Origin of the sequence: Sphingopyxis sp. (assembly GCF_041916015.1) — a bacterium.
In the GTDB taxonomy this organism is placed as follows: Bacteria; Pseudomonadota; Alphaproteobacteria; order Sphingomonadales; family Sphingomonadaceae; genus Sphingopyxis.
This window is the reverse complement of sequence record NZ_JAYSAH010000007.1, coordinates 1-18,184: the sequence shown is the minus strand read 5'-3', so window position 1 is coordinate 18,184 and position 18,184 is coordinate 1. Positions and strand designations below refer to the sequence as shown.

Here is an 18,184-nt window from a genome sequence, read left to right as displayed (position 1 = left end):
GGCCCCCGCGCCGACGTCCGCTGCGCCGACGCGCCGCGATTCGCCCTCCGCCGCTGCCGTCACTCCGCGCAGCGTTCAGGCTCCCGCGACCGCCGCTCCCGCTCCGACGCCCCCGGCCGATTCGGCGGCCCCAGCGAACCCGACGACGGCTCCGGTGGTCGAGGCGCCTTCGCCGGCGACGCCCGGCTTCTCGGTCGATCCTGCCGCGCCCGTCCCCGCGACCGGCGACGCGCCGGTGCCGGCCAAGAAAAGCGGCGGAACTCCGCTTTGGGCATGGCTGCTCGCCGGGCTCGCCGCCGCCGGGGCAGGTATCTGGTACTGGCGGCGCCCGGCGCTGGCGGGCGATGCATCGACCGATTTCGCCGAACCGCCGGTGCCGCAAGTGCCGAAGCCAACGCCGCGCGCGGTCCCGCTCCGCCCGGCTGCGCCGGTTGCGCCGCGACCAGCGCCGCAAACTCCTATGCCGCAAGCACCTGTGCTCGCCCCCTCGCCGCTCGTCACCCGCCCCACCGCCGAACGGCGCGCCCAGGTGACGATGGCGCTCGACATCCGCGGTATCCGCATGACGACCGAGCAGTTGATCGTCGCCTTCACGCTGAGCCTTCGCAACGAAGGGAGCGTCGCGGCGACCGGGCTGATGGTGCGGATCGCGCTCAACCAGGGCTCGGCGATGCCCGAGCCGGTGCTCGCACGCTTCTTCGACGGCGCTGGGGGCAGCGTGCTGCGCGACGATATCGAGATCGCGGCCGGCGCGGGCGAGCAGCTTTCGACCGAGGTCATGCTGCCGCGCGCCGCGGTCGAGCCGCTGATGATCGGCGGCAAGCCCATGCTGATTCCGGTGCTGGTGTTCGACGTCACCTATCATTGGGACGGCGAGGGCGAGGCGTTCGGACAGAATGCCGGCAGCTTCGTACTGGGCCGCGAGCAGGGCGCGAGCGGCAGCGAAAAGCTTGCCCCGCTGCCGCTCGACCGCCCGAATCTGGTCGTCAACCGGCCGGGCGCACGAATCACCGCGATCAGGCGCACCCAATAGGTTTTCTGTTGCAGTGCAGCATCGACTGGGGCAGACCGCCAGCGTGCTTGAAAAAGGGCACGCCGGGGCATAGGCTTGCCGTCCCCGGAAAGAAAAGAGCGACGCAGGACTGATCGCGGCGAGGGACAGGCAAGAAGGTTCCCGCGCGGTCGCAACAGGAGCATGACATGGACGCCTTGGTCTCAACCGACTGGCTGGAACGCGAACTGGGGGCATCGGACCTGCGGGTCGTCGATGCGACGAAATTCATGACCGGAACCGATCGCGACGCGCGCGCGGAATATGAGGCGGGCCATATCCCCGGCGCGGTGTTCATGGACCTCGCCGAACTCGCCGATTCGGGCAGCAGTATCGAAAATATGGCGCCGTCGGCCGAGAAATTCGCGAGCCGCATGCAGTCGCTCGGCCTCGGCGACGGCAGCCGCATCGTGATCTATGACGACAGCCCGCTGAAAAGCGCGGCGCGCGCCTGGTGGCTCCTGAAGCTGTTCGGCGCGCACGACGTTGCGCTGCTCGACGGCGGCCTCGCCAAGTGGAAGGCCGAGGGCCGTCCGCTCGAGATGGGCAAGCAGGCGCTGCGCCACCGCCACTTCACCGTCTGGCGCGACGCGAAGGCGGTCCGCACCAAGGAACAGATGCTCGAAAATCTGGCGCTCGGCGCCGAGCAGGTCGTCGATGCGCGTCCTGCGGCGCGCTTCACCGGCGAAGAGCGCGACCCGCGCCCCGGCATGGCGCCGGGCCATATTCCGAACTCGGTCAGCCTGCCGCACGGCAATCTGTTCAACGCCGACGGCACATGGAAGCGCGGCGACGAGCTCAAGGCGGCGTTCGATGCAGCGGCCGTCGATCTCGACAAGCCGCTAATCACGACCTGCGGCAGCGGCATGACCGCGACCGTCGTCGCTTTCGGCGCGCACCTCCTCGGCAAGGAGGATGTCGCGGTCTATGACGGCAGCTGGACCGAATGGGGCGCCGACCCGGCGACGCCCAAGGCGACCGGCGCGGTCTGAGCGGGCCAGGGCGCGCGGGCGTTTCCAGACCCCGCGCGCAGCGCCATTTCAATTTCACGCAAAGGTGCGAAGGCGCGAAGAAGAAGGGCTTTTCTTCGCGTCTTTGCGCCCTTTCGCGAGATTTTCTTGAGGCGCGGCGTCGCGTTTTTTTTACACGAAGACACGAAGACACGAAGACACGAAGAGGGCAGTTCATGCGCGCGAGCTTCGTGCATGAACGGCCCTCTTCGTGTCTTCGTGTGAGATTTTGAAGGCCCGCTGCGCGGGCGGAAAGGCGCCGGCCACTGGATTTTGCGCCGCGCACCGCTAACAAGGCGGGATGAGCAAGAGCGACGACGACAGCCTCCGCCCCGCGACAAAACTGGTGCAGGGCGGACGGCGGCCCGAGTGGACCGGCGACCCGCGGCTCGGCGGGTCGATCGTCAATCCGCCGGTGTGGCGCGCCTCGACGATCCTATACGACAGCATTGCCGACCTGAAGGCGCGCGGCCATGCGACGCACGACAAGCTCTATTACGGCCGGCGCGGGACGCCGACCGTATGGGCGCTTGCCGACGCGCTGACCGGCATGGAGCCGGGCGCCGAAGCAACCTTGCTCTACCCTTCGGGGGTCGCGGCGATTTCGGGGGGACTGCTCGCCTTGCTCTCGCCCGGCGATCATCTGCTGATGGTCGACAGCGCCTATGAACCGACGCGCGCCTTCTGCACCGGGATGCTCGCGCGAATGGGGGTGCGCACGACCTTCTACGATCCGCTGGCCGGGGCCGACATCGCCGGGCTGATCGAGCCCGCGACGAAGCTGATCTTTCTGGAATCGCCGGGCAGCCTGACCTTCGAGGTGCAGGATATTCCGGCGATCGCAGCCGTGGCGCGCGCGCGCGGCGTGCTGACGATGCTCGACAACACCTGGGCGACGCCCCTGTTCTTCCCGGCGCTGGCGCATGGCGTCGACGTGACGATGATGAGCCTCACCAAATATGCCGGCGGCCATTCGGACGCGATGATGGGCAGCCTGACCGCGACGCGGGCGGTGTGGCCGAAGCTGCGCAGCGCCGCCTATCAGCTCGGCCAGACAGTTTCGCCCGACGATTGCGCGCTGATCTTGCGCGGTCTCCGCACGCTCGACGTGCGGCTGGCGCGGCATGGCGAAAATGGCCTCGCGGTCGCTGGCTGGCTCGCGAAGCGGCCGGAGGTCGGGCGCGTCCTGCACCCGGCGCTGCCGGGCGATGCGGGACACGCCATCTGGGCGCGCGACTTTGCCGGGACGAGCGGGCTGTTCGGCTTCACGCTGAAGGGCGTCGACGAGGCGGCGCGCACGCGCTTCATCGATTCGCTCACGCATTTCGGCATCGGCTTCAGCTGGGGCGGTTATGAAAGCCTCGTCGTGCCGGGCGATCCGCAGACGATCCGCACCGCGACGCGCTGGACCGATCCCGACCCGCTCGTCCGCCTGTCGATCGGGCTCGAGGACCCCGCCGACCTGATCGCCGACCTCGAACGCGGCTTCGCGGCGCTATGAGCGCGGCCGACGGCCTGCGCGAGGGCGCTTCGCGCATCGTCGAGACGATGAAGGCGATCGGGCTCGACGTCGGGTCGTACCGCCTGTCGCTCTATGGCCTCTTCTCGGCGATCATCGTCGCGGTGCTGCTGTGGGTCGCGGTGAAGGCGATCATGCGCGCGATCAAATGGCTGCTCCGCCGCAACACCCAGATCGATCAGGCGCAGCGGCTGCTCACCGAGAAATTGATCGCGATCGCGCTCTTTTCCTTCGCCTTGCTGTTCGGCATCGACCTGCTCGGTATCGACCTGACCACATTGGCGGTCTTTTCGGGCGCAGCGGGGCTCGCGATCGGCTTCGGCTTGCAGAAGACGGTCGGCAATCTGATCGCGGGGATCATCCTGCTGATGGACCGCTCGATCCAGCCGGGCGACGTGATCGTCGTCGGCGACGCCGCATCGATGGGCGGCGGGCCGCTGCCCGGCGGGGTGCCCAATGTCGGGCGCGTCGCCAAGATCGGGGTGCGCGCGGTCAACGTCATCACCCGCGACGGCAAGAAGCATCTGATCCCGAACGAGCTGCTGATGACCCAGCCGGTCGAGAACTGGAGCTATTCGAGCCGCGACGTGCGGGTGCGGATGCGCGTCCCGGTTCCCTATGAATGCGACGTGCGTGCGGCGCAGGCGATCATCGTCGATGTTGCCAAGGCCAATGCGCGCATCCTCGCCGATCCCGAGCCGGTGGTGTGGATCATCGCCTTCGGCGAACGCGCGGTCGAGCACGAACTGCGCTTCTGGATCTCCGACCCCGAATCGGGGCTCGGCAATATCCAGGGCGAGGTGTTCCTGGGCATATGGGACCGGTTCCGCGAGGCGGGAATCCGCATCCCCTATCCGCGGCAGGATGTCCGGCTGGTCGAACAGGAGGAGTCGCCAAGTTCCTGAAATTCGTCATTGCGAGCAAAGCGAAACAATCTCCAGCTATCGCCATATCGGAACGATAGCTGGAGATTGCTTCGTCACTACGTTCCTCGCAATGACGGCTGGAGGGGTGGTTAAACCCCCTGCGCCTTCGCGCGCTCGATCCCTTCGAGGATGATCGCCTTCGCTTCGTCGACATCGCCCCAGCCGCCGAGCTTGACCCATTTGCCGGGTTCGAGGTCCTTGTAGTGGCCGAAGAAATGCTCGATCTGCTGCAGCACGATCTCGGGCATGTCCTTGTAGGTCACGACCTTGTCATAATAGGGAAAGGTCGAGCTGACCGGGACGCAGAGCAGTTTCTCGTCGCCGCCGGCATTGTCTTCCATCTTGAGCACGCCGATCGGGCGGCACTTGACCACCGCGCCCGCGACCACCGGGGTGCGCGCGACGACGAGCGCGTCGAGCGGGTCGCCGTCGTCGCCCAGCGTGTGCGGGATGAAGCCGTAATTGGCGGGATAGCGCATCGGGGTGTGCAGGAAGCGGTCGACGAACAGCGCGCCCGACGCTTTGTCGAACTCATATTTCACCGGCTCGCCGCCGATCGGCACCTCGATCAGCACGTTCAGGCTGTCGGGCGGGCTGTCGCCGGCGGGAATCAGGTCGATGCGCATGGGAGAAGTCCTTCGTGTTTTGGATTTGCGCGCGCCTTTAGCGCCGGAAGCGGCGCAAAGTCGAGGGTAAAGGGACAGATTCTCCCTGTGCCGCAGGCATGGGGAGGTGGCAGCGCGAAGCGCCGCCGGAGGGACGACGCGCGCAAGCGCCGCTGCCCCTCCACCATCGTTCGGATGGTTCCCCTTCCCACCGCTGCGCGGCATTAGAGCGGACGTTTCGGTGCGAGCAATTGGTCGAACCAGTCGGCGCCGGTGCCCACCTTCTCCAGATAGGGCCAGCGCAGCCCGCCATGATAGTCGATCTCGACCTGGCGATAGCGTCCGCCGCGCTCGACGAGCAGGCGGACGGGGGTCTTGCCGTCGGTCGCGGCGCGAATCGCAGCCTCCATGCGGTCCTTGGCATAGGCCATGCCGTCGACCGCGACGATCTTGGTGCCGTTCACGATGTCGGCCCGGAAAGCGGGGCCGTCCCACAATATGCTGCCCGCGACGCCGTCCTTGTCGATCGTCAGGCCGAGCGAGTGGGTGAGGTCGTAATTTTTGGCACGTGCCATGCGGGCGCGGTCATAGGCGTTGGGGGCGTCGCGCCATGCGAGCCGATAGCCTGCCTTCTCGATCCCCGCGACCGGCGCGGGCTGGCCGGGAAGCTGCATATGGTCGTGCAGGAACTTTGCCCAGTCATAGGGATGGACCGCGTTCAGCGCCGCGACGACATCGTCGAAATCATAGGTGACCTCGCCCCAGTCGCCGCCCTTGCCGCCGAAGAAGAGCTTGGCGAAATCGTCGAGGCTCCTGGCATTGTTCGTTGCCTGACGGATGATCATGTCCGCCTCCAGCCACATCAGCGAGCCTTCGTTGTAATAATCCTCGGTGCGCGTGGCGCTGGGGAAGGGGCGGGGCTTGCGCGCCGCGATCACGGGATCGAGCGTCGTATCCTCGACCGACCGCCATTCGCGGCCCGCCTGGACGCTGTAGGCGGCGGCGTTGGTCGCCCATTCGGACAGGATCATCTCCTTCGACTGCATCCCCGACCGGCCGGCGAGGACGAGGTCCCAGAAGCTCGTCTGCCCCTCATAGACCCAGAGCAGATTGCCTTGCATCGGGGTACGGAAATCGGGGGTCCAGAGCTTGTCGGGGCGGCGGTATTTGCCGTTCCAGCTATGGGTGAATTCGTGCGGCAACAGGCCGCGCTCCGAATCATTGTCGTCCCAGTTGGTGAAATAATCCGGATTGCGGCTGTTCTCGCTCGATCGATGATGTTCGAGACCGATGCCGCCGAGCTCGTCGGTCAGCGCCAGCAGGAATTCATAGCGGTCGAAATGCTTCGTTCCGAACAGGGCGATCGTCTCCGCGACCATCGCCGCGTGGCGCGCGATATGATCGGGCTTCGCCTCCAGATATTTCGCCTCGTCGGCGACGACGTTGAGGGCGACATTCTGTCCGAGGTCCCATTTGCGGAACCAGCGGCCCGCGAACATCGGGCTGTCGACCAGCGTCTCGTAGCTTGTCGGCGCATAGCTGTAGCGATTGCCCGCGATCTTGAGTCCGTCGAGCGCGGCGGCGCCGGTCCAGCCGTCGGGCAGCGTCACCTCGAGCTGCACCGTTATGCCGCGGGTGAAAGTGCCGGCGGGATAGAGGCTGACCTGCTCCCATTGCAGGTTCATCATCGCCGGCGTGACGACGACGCGGCCCTCGGCGGTGCGCGTCGGCGACAGGAAGTCGAAGGCGACGTCGATGCTCTTGACGCCGGCGGGCACCTCGATGTCGAAGGCGTAGACGTCGGTCGGCTGGCGCGTCCAGGCGAGCGGCTTGCCGCCGGCGGTCGGCTTGAACCCCGCCATCTCGGCGATCGCGCCGCGCGGCGCGTGCTTGCCGGGAAGCCATTGCGGATAAAGCAGAGTAAATTTGCCTGCCTTCGCAACCGGGATCGTCTGACGGACGTGGAAGATGCCGCGCAGATAGTCGCTTGCATCGACCTTCAGCTGCATCGTGCCGGGATAGGGCTTGTCGGCGGGCAGCGGGATGCTGTGCGGCTGCACCACCGGCTGCGGGCGGCTGTTGCCGTCCTGGGCCTGCGCGGCGGGAATGAGGGCGATCAGGGCGGACGCGACGAACAGTGTATTTTTCATGGGCAATCTGTGCCGCCAAAAGCCCGCGAGGTCCAGCGGAGGCTCTGCAAGCGCGCTTTGCCTTTCGACGAAAACCCGTTAGACGCCGCCGCCATGAGCAAGGACAAATCCGCGAAAATCCCGACGCCGCAGCCGGTGCGCGGCACGCAGGACATGCTCGGCGATTTCGCCGACCGCTTCGGCCATGTCGTCGATACGTTCGACCGGGTGCGCCGCCTCTATGGCTTCAAGCGCGTCGAGGTGCCGGTGATCGAACCGACCGCGGTGTTTGCTCGTTCGCTCGGCGAGACCACCGACGTCGTGTCGAAGGAAATGTATTCGTTCGAGGATCGCGGCGGCGAATCGATCACCTTGCGTCCCGAATTCACCGCGGGAATCGCGCGCGCCTATATCACCAATGGCTGGCAGCAGTTCGCGCCGCTGAAAGTGGCGACGCATGGCCCGCTGTTCCGCTACGAGCGGCCGCAGAAGGGGCGTTACCGCCAGTTCCACCAACTCGATGCCGAAGTGCTGGGGAGCGACAGCCCGCTCGCCGACGCCGAATTGCTGGTGTTCGCCGACCAGCTTCTGAAGGAGCTGGGTGTGTCCGAAGGCGTGACGCTGACGCTCAACACGCTCGGCGACGCGGAAAGCCGCGATGCGTGGCGCGCGGCGCTGGTCGAGCATTTCATGGCGCATCGCGGCGATCTCAGCGAGGACAGCCTCGCCCGGCTCGACAAGAATCCGCTGCGCATCCTCGATAGCAAGGACCCGAAGGATCGCCCGGTCGCCGACAGCGCGCCCGACATCGACGCCTATCTGACGAGCGAGGCGCAGGATTTCTTCGGCGCGGTGACCGCGGGGCTCGACGCCGCGGGGGTCGCGTGGGAGCGCAATTCGCGGCTGGTCCGCGGGCTCGACTATTATCGCCACACCGCGTTCGAATTCGTCACCGACCGGCTCGGCGCGCAGGGCACGGTGCTCGGCGGCGGGCGCTATGACGGGCTGATCGAGGCGCTCGGCGGCCCGCCGACCGCGGCGGTCGGCTGGGCGGCGGGGATCGAGCGGCTGGCGATGCTGCTGAGCGACGACGCGATCGACAACCGGCTCGATGCAGTGCTCGCGGTCGAGGACGACGGCCAGCTTGCGCTTGCGATGCGGACGCTCGCCGATCTGCGCGCTGCGGGCTTCGCGGTCGAGATCGTCGCCAGCGGCTCGCCGCGCAAGCGTTTCGACAAGGCGGCGAAGATTCCGGCGCACGCGCTCGTCTCGGTCGGCACCCGCGATGGCGCGGCACATGTCAACGTGCGCGGCGACGACGAGCGGGCGAAAGAGGTCGAAATGACCGTCCGTGCGGTGCGCGATTGATGCATTTCCCTTCCTCGTCATCCCCGCGAAAGCGGGGACCCAGCTCCGACCTTCGTTTTTTCTGCAGCCGGTGCAGCTGGGTTCCCGCTTTTGCGGGAATGACGAAGTAGGGGAGGCGACATGGTCAGCATTCCCGAAAAACAGATCGACGCGATCATCGAGCGCCATGCCGCCTTGCAGGCGCGCATGGCGACGGGCGATATGGCGCCCGCCGATTTCGTCGCGGCGTCGAAGGAGTTCGCCGAGCTGGAACCCGTTGCCAAGGCGGCGGCCGAGGTGACGCGGCTGCGCGCCGAGCTGGTGTCGCTCACCGAAATGCTCGCCGATCCCGAGATGAAGGCGATGGCGGCCGAGGAGATCGCCGCGGTCGAGGCCGCGCTTCCCGCCGCCGAACATGACCTCGCGATCAAGCTGCTCCCGAAGGACGTCGCCGACGAACGCGCCGCGATGCTCGAAATCCGCGCCGGGACCGGCGGCGACGAGGCGGCGCTGTTCGCGGGCGACCTGCTGCGCATGTACAGCCGCTATGCCGACACGCAGGGCTGGAAGGTCGAGATCATCTCGGCGAACGAGGCCGAGGTCGGCGGCTACAAGGAAGTCGTCGCGTCGGTCGCCGGGCAGGGCGTCTTCGCCAAGCTGAAGTTCGAAAGCGGCGTCCACCGCGTCCAGCGCGTGCCCGTCACCGAAAGCGGCGGGCGCATCCACACCAGCGCCGCGACCGTCGCGGTGCTGCCCGAGGCCGAGGAGGTCGATGTCGCGATCAACGACAATGACCTCAAGATCGATATCTACCGCTCGTCGGGCGCGGGCGGCCAGCATGTCAACACGACCGATTCGGCGATCCGCATCACCCATATCCCGACCGGGCTCGTCGTCATCCAGCAGGACCAGCGCAGCCAGCACAAGAATCGCGCCAAGGCGATGCAGGTGCTGCGCGCGCGGCTCTATGATCTGGAGCGCGCGCGGGTGCATGATGCCGAGGCGTCGGCGCGCAAGTCGATGGTCGGGTCGGGCGACCGCTCCGAGCGCATCCGCACCTATAATTTCCCGCAGGGGCGCGTGACCGACCACCGCATCAACCTGACCCTCCACCGCTTGCCCGAGATATTGGAAGGGGCGATGGACGAACTGATCGACGCGCTGATCGCCGAGGATCAGGCGCAGCGGCTGGCGGGGCTGGGTGAGTGAGGTAGGCGCCGCGCTGCGCGAGGCGGCGCAGCGGCTGGCCGTCGCGTCGGATACCCCGCGCCTCGACGCGGAATTATTGATGGCGCACGCGCTCGGCGTCGAGCGGCAGGCGCTGCTGCTCGATCCTTCGCGGTTCGTGGTCCCCGCAGCCTTTGCGGGGCTCATCGAACGCCGAATGACGCACGAACCCGTCGCCTATATCGTCGGCCATCGCGACTTCCGGACGATCCGGCTCGCGGTCGGCCCCGGCGTGCTGATCCCCCGGCCCGACAGCGAGGCGTTGATCGAGGCGGCTGCGGCGCATTTCGGCGCCGGCGGGCCGAGGCGCGTCCTTGATCTCGGCACCGGACCGGGCACGCTGCTCCTCGCGGCGCTTGCCGAATGGCCGAAGGCAACGGGGCTCGGGGTCGATGCCAGCGACGCGGCGCTGACCCATGCGCGCGCCAACGCCGAAACCCTGGGCTTCACCGGCCGGGCGGAGTTTCGGCGGGGCGACTGGGGCGCCGGCGTCGAAGGAGCGTTCGACCTTATTCTCTGCAATCCGCCCTATATTGCCGACAGCGAGGAGCTGATGCCCGATGTCGTCGATTTCGAGCCGAACGGAGCATTGTTCGCGGGCGCCGACGGACTCGACGATTATCGCCGGATTATCCCCGATCTGCCGCGCCTTCTGGCGCCCGGCGGCATTGCGATCCTTGAAATCGGGCACCGGCAACGCATATCGGTATCCGGGCTTGCCGAAGCGGCGGGATTTGCCGTCCGATGCCGACAGGATCTCGGCGGCCGCGACAGGGCGCTCTTGCTGACCCGCGCCTGACTCCCGTGCAAGAATTCGCTTGGTTTCCGCCGCAAAGCGCTGTAGGGGCGGGCTCACAGGCCCGGCATGGTTCCCTCGATGGTCCGGCCGGTCTGTTTCCCACTTACGATGCTGGTGCGGGGCCGTGGGGCCCGGCGCAAGCGGTAAAGGGCAAGAACCGCGCCGATGGTGCGGGCGCGACGCGCAGATTGGCGCGGTCGGCCAAAACGGGGTTGGCGTAGCTTATTAGCTTATCAGGATGTCTCAGTTGAACATGAACAACCGGCAGAGCGGTCGCCGTCGCGGCCGCAACAACAACGGCAACAATAACAACCGCTCGCAGTCCGGTGGGCGCGGCGGTGTCGATCAGGCCAATCGCATCGACAGCCGGGCGCGCGGCAACGCCGCCCAGATGATCGAGAAATACCGGAACCTCGCGCGCGACGCGCAGCTTTCGGGCGACCGGGTCCAGACCGAATATTATCTGCAGTTCGCCGACCATTATTTCCGCGTGCTGAGCGACTTCCGTGCCCGCCAGGAAGAAAAGGCCGCGGCGAACGGCCAGGAACGCAGCCCCGACCGTCACCGCGAAATTCGCGGGGTCGAGGATTTCGACGGCCATGACGACAGCGACTTCGAGAGCGACGCGCCCGCCGAGAGCGAGCGCGAAGGCGGCCGCGACAATCGTGAGCGCGCCGAACGCCGCGACGAAGACGAAGGCCGCGGCAATCGCCCGCCTCGCGAGCGTGGCAGCAATCGCCGCGACCGCGACGAGAAGCGCGGCAATCGCGCCGACGCCGAAGAGGGCACGGCCGAAGCCGAGACCGTCGAGGAGGCCGCTCCGGCACCGCGCACCAATCGCCGCGGACCGCGCCGCGCCCGTCCGGCCGAGGCCGACGAAGGCAATGCGGGGATCGATACCGCGGTGTTGCCGCCCGCGATCGGCCGCCCCGAGCCGAGCGCCGAGGCAGAGGCCGGTGATGCGGGCGAAGCGCCTGCGCCGAAGCCGCGCCGCACCCGCCGCACGCTGGCGGCGCGCGATACCGGGGTCGAAGCGGCCGAATAATAAGCCCGCGATTTCGCACTGGTTTTTGTGAACGACATGCCATAGCCTCCCTCGGACACGGGTTCGGGGGAGGTTTTTCATGCGTGCTTTGACGGGCGCCGGCTTTCTGACGCTGGCGCTTTGCGCCGGCTCCGCGGCGGCGCAGGATCCGACCGCAACCAATGCCCAGGGCGATGTCGCGGTCACCATCTACAACAACGGCCAGTCGCTGGTGCAGGACGACCGCCAGCTCAGCGTCACGCGCGGGCGCAACCGGATCGAATTTCCCGACGTCTCGGCGCGCATCCGGCCCGAGACGGTGACGCTGTCGGGTCCCGGCATCGGCATCGTCGAGCAGAATTTCGATTTCGACCTGCTCACCCCCGACAAGCTGATGGACAAGGCGGTCGGCCAGCAGGTGACGCTGATCCGCACCAACCCCGCGACTGGCGCCGAACGGAGCGAACGCGCGAAGGTGCTCGCCGCGAACGGCGGCATCGTTCTCCAGATCGGCGACCGGATCGAGGTGCTCCGCGACGACGGGCTGCCGGTCCGCACCGTCTTCGACCGCCTGCCGCCGAACCTCCGCGCCCGCCCGACCCTGTCGGTGACGGTCGATGCCGCGAGCGCCGGGACGGTGCCGGCGCGCCTCTCCTACCTCACTCCCAACCTCGGCTGGACCGCCGACTATGTCGCGCTGTTCGACGCCGCGAAGGGCGCGATGGATATTCAGGGCTGGGTGACGCTGACCAACAGCACCGGCACGACCTTCGCCAATGCGCGCACCTTGCTGGTCGCGGGCAACCCCGGCGGGGGCGGCGGTTTCCGCCAACTGAACGGCGCGATGGATTCGGCGGGGACCGAGAGCGGCAACCGCGAGCGGCTCGGCGACTATTATCTCTATCCGCTTGCCGAGCGGACGACGATCGCCAACGCGCAGCAGAAGCAGGTGAGCTTCCTCGACGTGAAGGGCGCGCCGGCGCGCTCGACCTACGAGTTCGTCAACAACTGGCTCGGCAGCAGCACCGAGCCGGTCAGCACGGCGAGCGTGCTGCGCTTCTCGACCTCGAAGCAGGGCGGGCTCGGCGACCAGCTGCCCGCGGGGACGATCCGTGTCTATATGCGCGACGCACGCGGCGACCCGCAGTTCATCGGCGAGAACAGCATCGGCCATACCCCGATGGGATCGAATATGTCGCTGCGCACCGGCGACGCCTTCGACGTCAAGGTGCAGACGACGGTCGTGTCGCGGACGCGCAAGGGCGATTCGCGCTGGGTGACGAAGATGAAATATGTCGTCAGCAATGCGCGGCCCGAGGCGGTGACCGTGCTCGTCGCGCAGGACGGGCTCTATGGCGACGTCCGCATCGGCGACGAAAGCCTGAAAAGCGAGCGCGTCTCGGCCGACCGCGTCGAATGGCAGGTGCCGGTGAACGCGAACGGCAAGACCGAACTGACCGCCACTTTCGACACGCGCTACTGAGGGCGGAGGCGTGGCGCGGGCCTGGCCCCTGCTGATATTCGCATCGGCGCTGCTGGCGCCGGTGCCGGCGCTCGCCCAGGCCGCGGCGCCCGAGCGGCCGGTCGTCGTCTCGTCGCAGATCGCCGATGTCGCGGTGACCGTGTACCGCGCGCCGAATCGCGGCGGCGGCGGGATCGATCCGAACTGGCCGCAGGGCTTTGCCTTCATCACCGAAACGCGCAAGGTCACGCTCCCCGCGGGCGTGTCGGTCCTGCGCTTCGAGGGAGTCGCCGAGGGGCTGCTTCCCGAAACCGCAGTGGTGAGCGGGCTTCCCGACGGGGTGATCGAAAAGAATCGCGACGCGCGGCTGCTCTCGCCCGCGGGGCTCGTCGATGCTTACCTCAAGCGCAGCGTGACGCTGCGCCGCACGAATCGCGCGACGGGCAAGGTCGTCGAGCAGGAGGCGCTGATCCAGGCGGGCCCGGCCGGCGGGGTGATCGTGCAGACCGCGAGCGGCTATGAGGCGCTCGGCTGCGCGGGCCTCCCCGAGCGGATGCTCTATCCCCGCGTGCCGAAGGATCTGTCGGCCAAGCCGACGCTGTCGGTGCTCGTCGAAAGCAAGACGGCGCGGACGGTGACGGTACAGCTCCTCTATCTGGCCGAGGGGTTCGACTGGGCCGCCAACTATGTCGCCGACCGCGCCGCCGACGGAAAGACGCTCGGCCTCACCGGCTGGATCACCGTCGCCAACGGCGGGGTGACGAGCTTCCCGAACGCGCAGATGAACGTCATCGCGGGGCGCCTCAACAAGATGTACAGCCCGCCGCTGCCGCGCAGCGCGCCGGGCCCGCTGGTGCTGCGATGCTGGCCGATGGATATCACCAGCACGCACCCGCGCTGGGAGCTGCCGCCGATCATCGAGGTCGAGCAGGCCTATGCCGAATCCGCGGGCGAGGAACTGATCGTGACGGCGCAGCGTGCCGACCGGCGCCTCTACCGGGCGGCGCCCGTGGCCGCACCCGCACCGCCCCCGCCACCGCCGCCACCTCCTCCGCCTGAGGATCTCGGCGACCTCAAATTCTATCGCATCCCGTTCCGCGTCGATGTGTCGGCGAAGGGGCAGAAGCAGGTCGCGCTCCTCGCGAGCGACAAGGTTGCGGTCGAGCAGCTCTACGCCGGGGCGGTCAACCAATATTATGGCGGCCGGCCGGTGCCGCTGACGACGCGGCTGCGCGTGCAGAATCGCGAATCGGACGGGCTCGGCTTCGCGCTCCCCGCCGGCATGGCGACGGTGTTCGAGACGGCCGGCGGCCGGCGCCTGCTCGTCGGCGAGGCGAAGATCGGCGACAAGGCAAAGGACGAGCGCGTCGATTACGACATCGGCGCCAGCCCCGCGGTGCAGGCGCAGACCGTCGTCCAGGTCGATCCCGCCGATAAGGAGCGCCGGCTGTGGCAGGTCACGCTGACCAACGCGCGCCCCTTCGACGCCGAGGTCGAGATGCTGGTCCCGCTGAAGCTCGACCCCGAGCCGGAGGGCTGGGAACGGCGCGGCGACGCCTGGGTATGGCGCGTCCGCGTTCCGGCGAACGACAAGGTCGTGCAGACCTTTCGGGTCAAGTAACCGGCCGGGTCAAGTAACCGGCGGCAGCGGGCGCGGGCGGTGATTCGCGTCGAGCGCAACGAAGGTGAAGACGCCTTCGGTCACCTTCACTTCCTTTTCGCCGCGGTCGCGCGTCGCCACCACTTCGAGCCGGATCGCGAGCGAGGTGCGGCCGCGCCGCTCGATATGGGCGTAGATCGAGATGATGTCGCGCAGCAGGATCGGCGCGATGAACTCCATCGTCTCGATCGCGACCGTCGCGACGGCGCCCTGCGCCTCGCGCCCCGCGACGATGCCGCCGGCGATGTCCATCTGGCTCAGCACCCAGCCGCCGAAGATATGGCCGTTGGAATTGATGTCGGCCGGACGCGGGACGACGCGCAGGATCGGGTCGCGCGGGCAGTCGGCAGAAGAGGGGGCTGTCTTATCGGTCATGGTTCATATCCGGATCGTCCTCGAACGGGTCTTCGATCGATTCGTCGTGCCCGCTGCCGCTCGACAGGAAGACGAGTCCCATCAGCGCGGCGCCCAGCATCACCGACAGGCTGACGCCCGCCGCGGTCGCGATGACCATATGGATCGTGAACTGGTTGCCGAGCGTGTAGCGGAGCCAGGCGAGCGCGACGATTACCGCCACGAACGAAACGAGCGCCATGCCACGCATCAGCCGGCGGTATCGCGCCCAGGCGATATTCGATGTGTCGTCGTCGTCGAGCGGCGAGGGTTTGACCATGCGCGCCTCCATGAACCAAGCCGGCGCGAAGGCCAAGCGGCAAAGGGTCCGGGGCCAGAGCTTGTTTCGGCTTTGCCGCGAATCATGTTAGGCTCCCCCTGCAACAGACAGAGACAACAAGAGACAGGGGAGCGGCACCTATGACGATCGGAGCGATTCTTCACGGGCGCACGGGCGCGGTGATTTCGGCGCGGCCGGGCGATTCGGTGCGCGCGGTGATCGACCTGCTCGCGCAGAACCGCATCGGCGCGGTGCCGGTGGTCGAAGGCGATTCGATCGTGGGTATCTTTTCGGAGCGCGATCTGGTCCGGCTGATGTCCTCCTACGGCCCCGAAGCGCTCGACCGCACGCTCGACGAGGTGATGACCAAGTCGCCCGTCACCTGCGATTCGGGTATGGCGGTGATCGGCGCGCTGTCGCAGATGACGCAGAAGCGCATCCGCCACCTGCCGGTGGTCGATGGCGGCCGACTCGTCGGATTCGTGTCGATCGGCGACCTCGTCAAATATCGTATCGACAGGATCGAGGCCGAGGCGGCCGCGATGCGCGACTATATCGCGTCGTAATTTTCGAGAAGGCGGCACCGGGCCGCTCCCCCCACCCGGCCTCCCATCGTTTACTATCGTCGGGGAGGCCGGATGGGGAGCGGGCCGGTGCCGCTACTAGGGCGTCGAATCGCCGACGGGCCGGCGGCGAATCACCACGCGAATCACTTCGGCCAGCGCATCGCGCTCGAGGAACCAGAGCAGCGCGCCATAGAGAAGCGCGCCGAGCCCGACGAGCAGCGCGAGGCGAATCGGCGCGGCCCAGCCGAGCGTCGCCAGGCCCTCGGCCGCGAAGCCGACCGCGATCGCCATCACCAGCGCGGGCAGGAGCCCCGGCAGCATCGCGCGGGCGATATCCCATAGCGATACGCCGATCAGCGGCGCCGACAGCCGCGCGGTCAGGGCCAGCTGCAGCGGCGCGGCGATCAGCCAGCCCCACGCAAGGCCGATGAGTCCCCATTGGGCGCCGATCAGGAAGGTGGCCGGGAAAATCAGCGCCCCGCCGATCGACGCGAACATCGAAACCGAGGGCTTGCCGAGCGCATTGGTCACCGGCGCGAAGAGAATCTGCACCGTCATCAGGATCAGCGCGAGCGCGATGAGCTGGATATAGGGCACCATCCCGAGCCACTTGAGCCCGAACAGCGTCTCCACCATGGGGCCGGCGACAACCGTGAGCCCGCAATAGAAAGGCGCGGCGACGAGCATCAGCAGCCGCACCGTCTTGAGGAAGCCCCAGCGCACCGCGGCGGGGTCGCCCTTGATTCGCGAATAGGCCGGAAAGGCGACCTCGTTCAGCGGCGGCACGAACTTCGCCATGAAGATCTGCGCGAGGAACAGCGCCTCGGCATAAAGGCCGAGCGCGTGCGGATCGAATCGGCGCCCGGCGATGAAAACGTCCGACTGGCTCTGCACCAGCCAGAAGAGCTGGGAGAAAAGCAGCGCCGAGCCGAATCCGATGATCTGTCCGCATCCGCGGAAATCGAAGCTCGGCCAGACGAGCAAGCGCGCGAGAAGCGTCAACCCGATCGCGCGGGTCCAGAACATCGCGATCGGTGCATAGACGAGCGTCCACACCCCGAACCCCGCGAGCGCGCAGCCGAGCGCGGTGCCTGCGCCCGCGAGCGCGGCAAACAGATTGACGAACGCCTGCCGCCGGAAATCGAGCGCGCGGCTCATCATCACCTCGGGGAGCGCGATGAACGGCGTCGCTATATAGAGCAGCGCCTGCACGCGCAGCAGCTCGGCGACCTGCGGCTGGCCATAATAGGCGGCGGCGAGCGGGGCGCCGAAGAACTGGACCGCGGCGAGCAGCGCGTTGAGCAGCAGGAGCAGCCCGAACGCCTGCCTGATCCGGAACGGATCGACCGAATCGGACTGAACGAGCGCGCTCGCGAATCCCCATCCGTTGAGGAAGGCGAGGAAGGCGAGAATCACCTGCGTCATCGCGAAAAGGCCGTAATCGGCGGGATCGAGCAGTCGAATCACGGCCAGAGTCGCCGCCCAGGTGATGATTTGCGCGAGAATCTGGCTGCCCGAACGCCAGATAACCGCGCTCCGCACGCGGTCTCCGAACGCCGAAGGATTTTCTCCCGGGTTCTCGCTGCCCTTGAATTCCGCGGATTTGCTCACCATTTCACCCTTCTGGCCCGGGGGCTCCCGGCCTGTCGAACAACTTTTGAAACAAAATTGCAAAAAGGTTGTTGACGCGAATCGATGAGGGGCCTAGAGGCCTGTTCACCGGACGGGGCGCGGCGCCAGACGCCACGAACCACCCGGTCGCCAACATAGACGGACAGATGTCCCCCGATAGAAATAGCGGGGAACGACAACTGTCCGCCGTTTCTTGTCGGTGAGCTCTTTGACATTGTGATTGTCGATGAAGGGACATGTGGGCGGCGGCCCTGGGTCTTGCAGCTTTAAGGTGCAAGCAACTCAGGTTAAAAAGCCAAGCCTGACCTACATGTCTTACACGTTTCCATAACGTGGAAGCAGCCTTTTCGAAGGTTGCTTCTTGTGTAGGCCAGGCTCCTTAAAATGAGCGGGTTCGCGAGGGATATTCCACTTTGGCGAATTCGAACATCAAACTTGAGAGTTTGATCCTGGCTCAGAACGAACGCTGGCGGCATGCCTAACACATGCAAGTCGAACGAGACCTTCGGGTCTAGTGGCGCACGGGTGCGTAACGCGTGGGAATCTGCCCTTGG

At 67.2% G+C, this 18,184-nt stretch carries 16 protein-coding genes and 1 rRNA gene; 12 read left to right on the top strand and 5 right to left on the bottom strand.

From position 1 onward, the window contains the following. From ACE3SL_RS00945 to ACE3SL_RS00930, 4 genes are all read left to right on the top strand, one after another. Positions 1-1,033: hypothetical protein (locus ACE3SL_RS00945; protein ID WP_374523886.1), on the top strand; the 1,033-nt coding region annotated here is incomplete at its 5' end. Between the two features lie 167 nt (positions 1,034-1,200). Beyond that, entirely contained in the window at positions 1,201-2,043 is an 843-nt protein-coding gene (sseA, locus tag ACE3SL_RS00940) for a 3-mercaptopyruvate sulfurtransferase (RefSeq protein ID WP_374523885.1), read from the top strand. A 319-nt stretch (positions 2,044-2,362) separates the two neighbouring features. Further along, entirely contained in the window at positions 2,363-3,562 is a 1,200-nt protein-coding gene (metC, locus tag ACE3SL_RS00935) for a cystathionine beta-lyase (protein ID WP_374523884.1), read from the top strand. Next, a complete protein-coding gene (locus tag ACE3SL_RS00930; RefSeq protein WP_374523883.1) occupies positions 3,559-4,485 on the top strand; it encodes a mechanosensitive ion channel family protein in 927 nt (308 codons plus the stop codon). The genes metC and ACE3SL_RS00930 overlap by 4 nt, the downstream gene beginning before the upstream one ends. Before the next feature lie 110 nt (positions 4,486-4,595). Here the strand turns inward: ACE3SL_RS00930 and ppa are convergent, their stop codons facing one another. Continuing rightward, positions 4,596-5,132 carry an inorganic diphosphatase gene (gene ppa / locus ACE3SL_RS00925; protein WP_374523882.1) on the bottom strand — a complete coding sequence of 179 codons (537 nt, stop codon included), beginning with the start codon at positions 5,130-5,132 and terminating at the stop codon, positions 4,596-4,598. Between the two features lie 203 nt (positions 5,133-5,335). Then, a complete protein-coding gene (locus ACE3SL_RS00920) occupies positions 5,336-7,261 on the bottom strand; it encodes a M61 family metallopeptidase (RefSeq protein ID WP_374523881.1) in 1,926 nt (641 codons plus the stop codon). 93 nt (positions 7,262-7,354) lie between these two features. On the opposite strand from ACE3SL_RS00920, the gene hisS reads away from it, so the two are divergent. From hisS to ACE3SL_RS00890, 6 genes are all read left to right on the top strand, one after another. Beyond that, on the top strand, positions 7,355-8,608 hold the full coding sequence (hisS, locus tag ACE3SL_RS00915; protein ID WP_374523880.1) for a histidine--tRNA ligase: 1,254 nt from the start codon (positions 7,355-7,357) through the stop codon (positions 8,606-8,608). A gap of 120 nt (positions 8,609-8,728) precedes the next feature. Beyond that, positions 8,729-9,796, top strand: coding sequence for a peptide chain release factor 1 (gene prfA, locus ACE3SL_RS00910; RefSeq protein ID WP_374523879.1), 1,068 nt, complete (start codon positions 8,729-8,731; stop codon positions 9,794-9,796). After that, positions 9,789-10,613 carry a peptide chain release factor N(5)-glutamine methyltransferase gene (gene prmC / locus ACE3SL_RS00905; RefSeq protein WP_374523878.1) on the top strand — a complete coding sequence of 275 codons (825 nt, stop codon included), beginning with the start codon at positions 9,789-9,791 and terminating at the stop codon, positions 10,611-10,613. Before prfA ends, prmC begins: the two co-directional genes overlap by 8 nt. A gap of 238 nt (positions 10,614-10,851) precedes the next feature. Further along, complete coding sequence (locus ACE3SL_RS00900) at positions 10,852-11,658, top strand: DUF4167 domain-containing protein (protein WP_374523877.1); 807 nt, start codon at positions 10,852-10,854, stop codon at positions 11,656-11,658. A 79-nt stretch (positions 11,659-11,737) separates the two neighbouring features. Further along, positions 11,738-13,120, top strand: a complete 1,383-nt coding sequence (locus tag ACE3SL_RS00895) for a DUF4139 domain-containing protein (protein WP_374523876.1) — start codon at positions 11,738-11,740, stop codon at positions 13,118-13,120. A 10-nt stretch (positions 13,121-13,130) separates the two neighbouring features. Next, the gene (locus ACE3SL_RS00890; protein ID WP_374523875.1) at positions 13,131-14,720 is read left to right on the top strand and encodes a DUF4139 domain-containing protein; all 1,590 of its coding nucleotides are present in this window, start codon (positions 13,131-13,133) and stop codon (positions 14,718-14,720) included. 9 nt (positions 14,721-14,729) lie between these two features. Here the strand turns inward: ACE3SL_RS00890 and ACE3SL_RS00885 are convergent, their stop codons facing one another. Beyond that, a complete protein-coding gene (locus ACE3SL_RS00885) occupies positions 14,730-15,134 on the bottom strand; it encodes an acyl-CoA thioesterase (RefSeq protein ID WP_374523874.1) in 405 nt (134 codons plus the stop codon). Then, positions 15,124-15,432: a hypothetical protein gene (locus ACE3SL_RS00880; RefSeq protein ID WP_374523873.1), complete on the bottom strand. Its 309-nt coding sequence runs from the start codon at positions 15,430-15,432 to the stop codon at positions 15,124-15,126. Before ACE3SL_RS00880 ends, ACE3SL_RS00885 begins: the two co-directional genes overlap by 11 nt. Positions 15,433-15,572: 140 nt before the next feature. Here ACE3SL_RS00880 and ACE3SL_RS00875 point away from each other — a divergent pair, with 140 nt between their 5' ends. Then, entirely contained in the window at positions 15,573-15,998 is a 426-nt protein-coding gene (locus ACE3SL_RS00875) for a CBS domain-containing protein (protein ID WP_374523872.1), read from the top strand. Between the two features lie 96 nt (positions 15,999-16,094). On the opposite strand, the gene ACE3SL_RS00870 is transcribed toward ACE3SL_RS00875, so the two are convergent. After that, on the bottom strand, positions 16,095-17,612 hold the full coding sequence (locus tag ACE3SL_RS00870) for a lipopolysaccharide biosynthesis protein (RefSeq protein ID WP_374523871.1): 1,518 nt from the start codon (positions 17,610-17,612) through the stop codon (positions 16,095-16,097). Positions 17,613-18,061: 449 nt separating this feature from the next. Here ACE3SL_RS00870 and ACE3SL_RS00865 point away from each other — a divergent pair. Continuing rightward, a 16S ribosomal RNA gene (locus ACE3SL_RS00865) occupies positions 18,062-18,184 on the top strand; the annotation flags it as partial.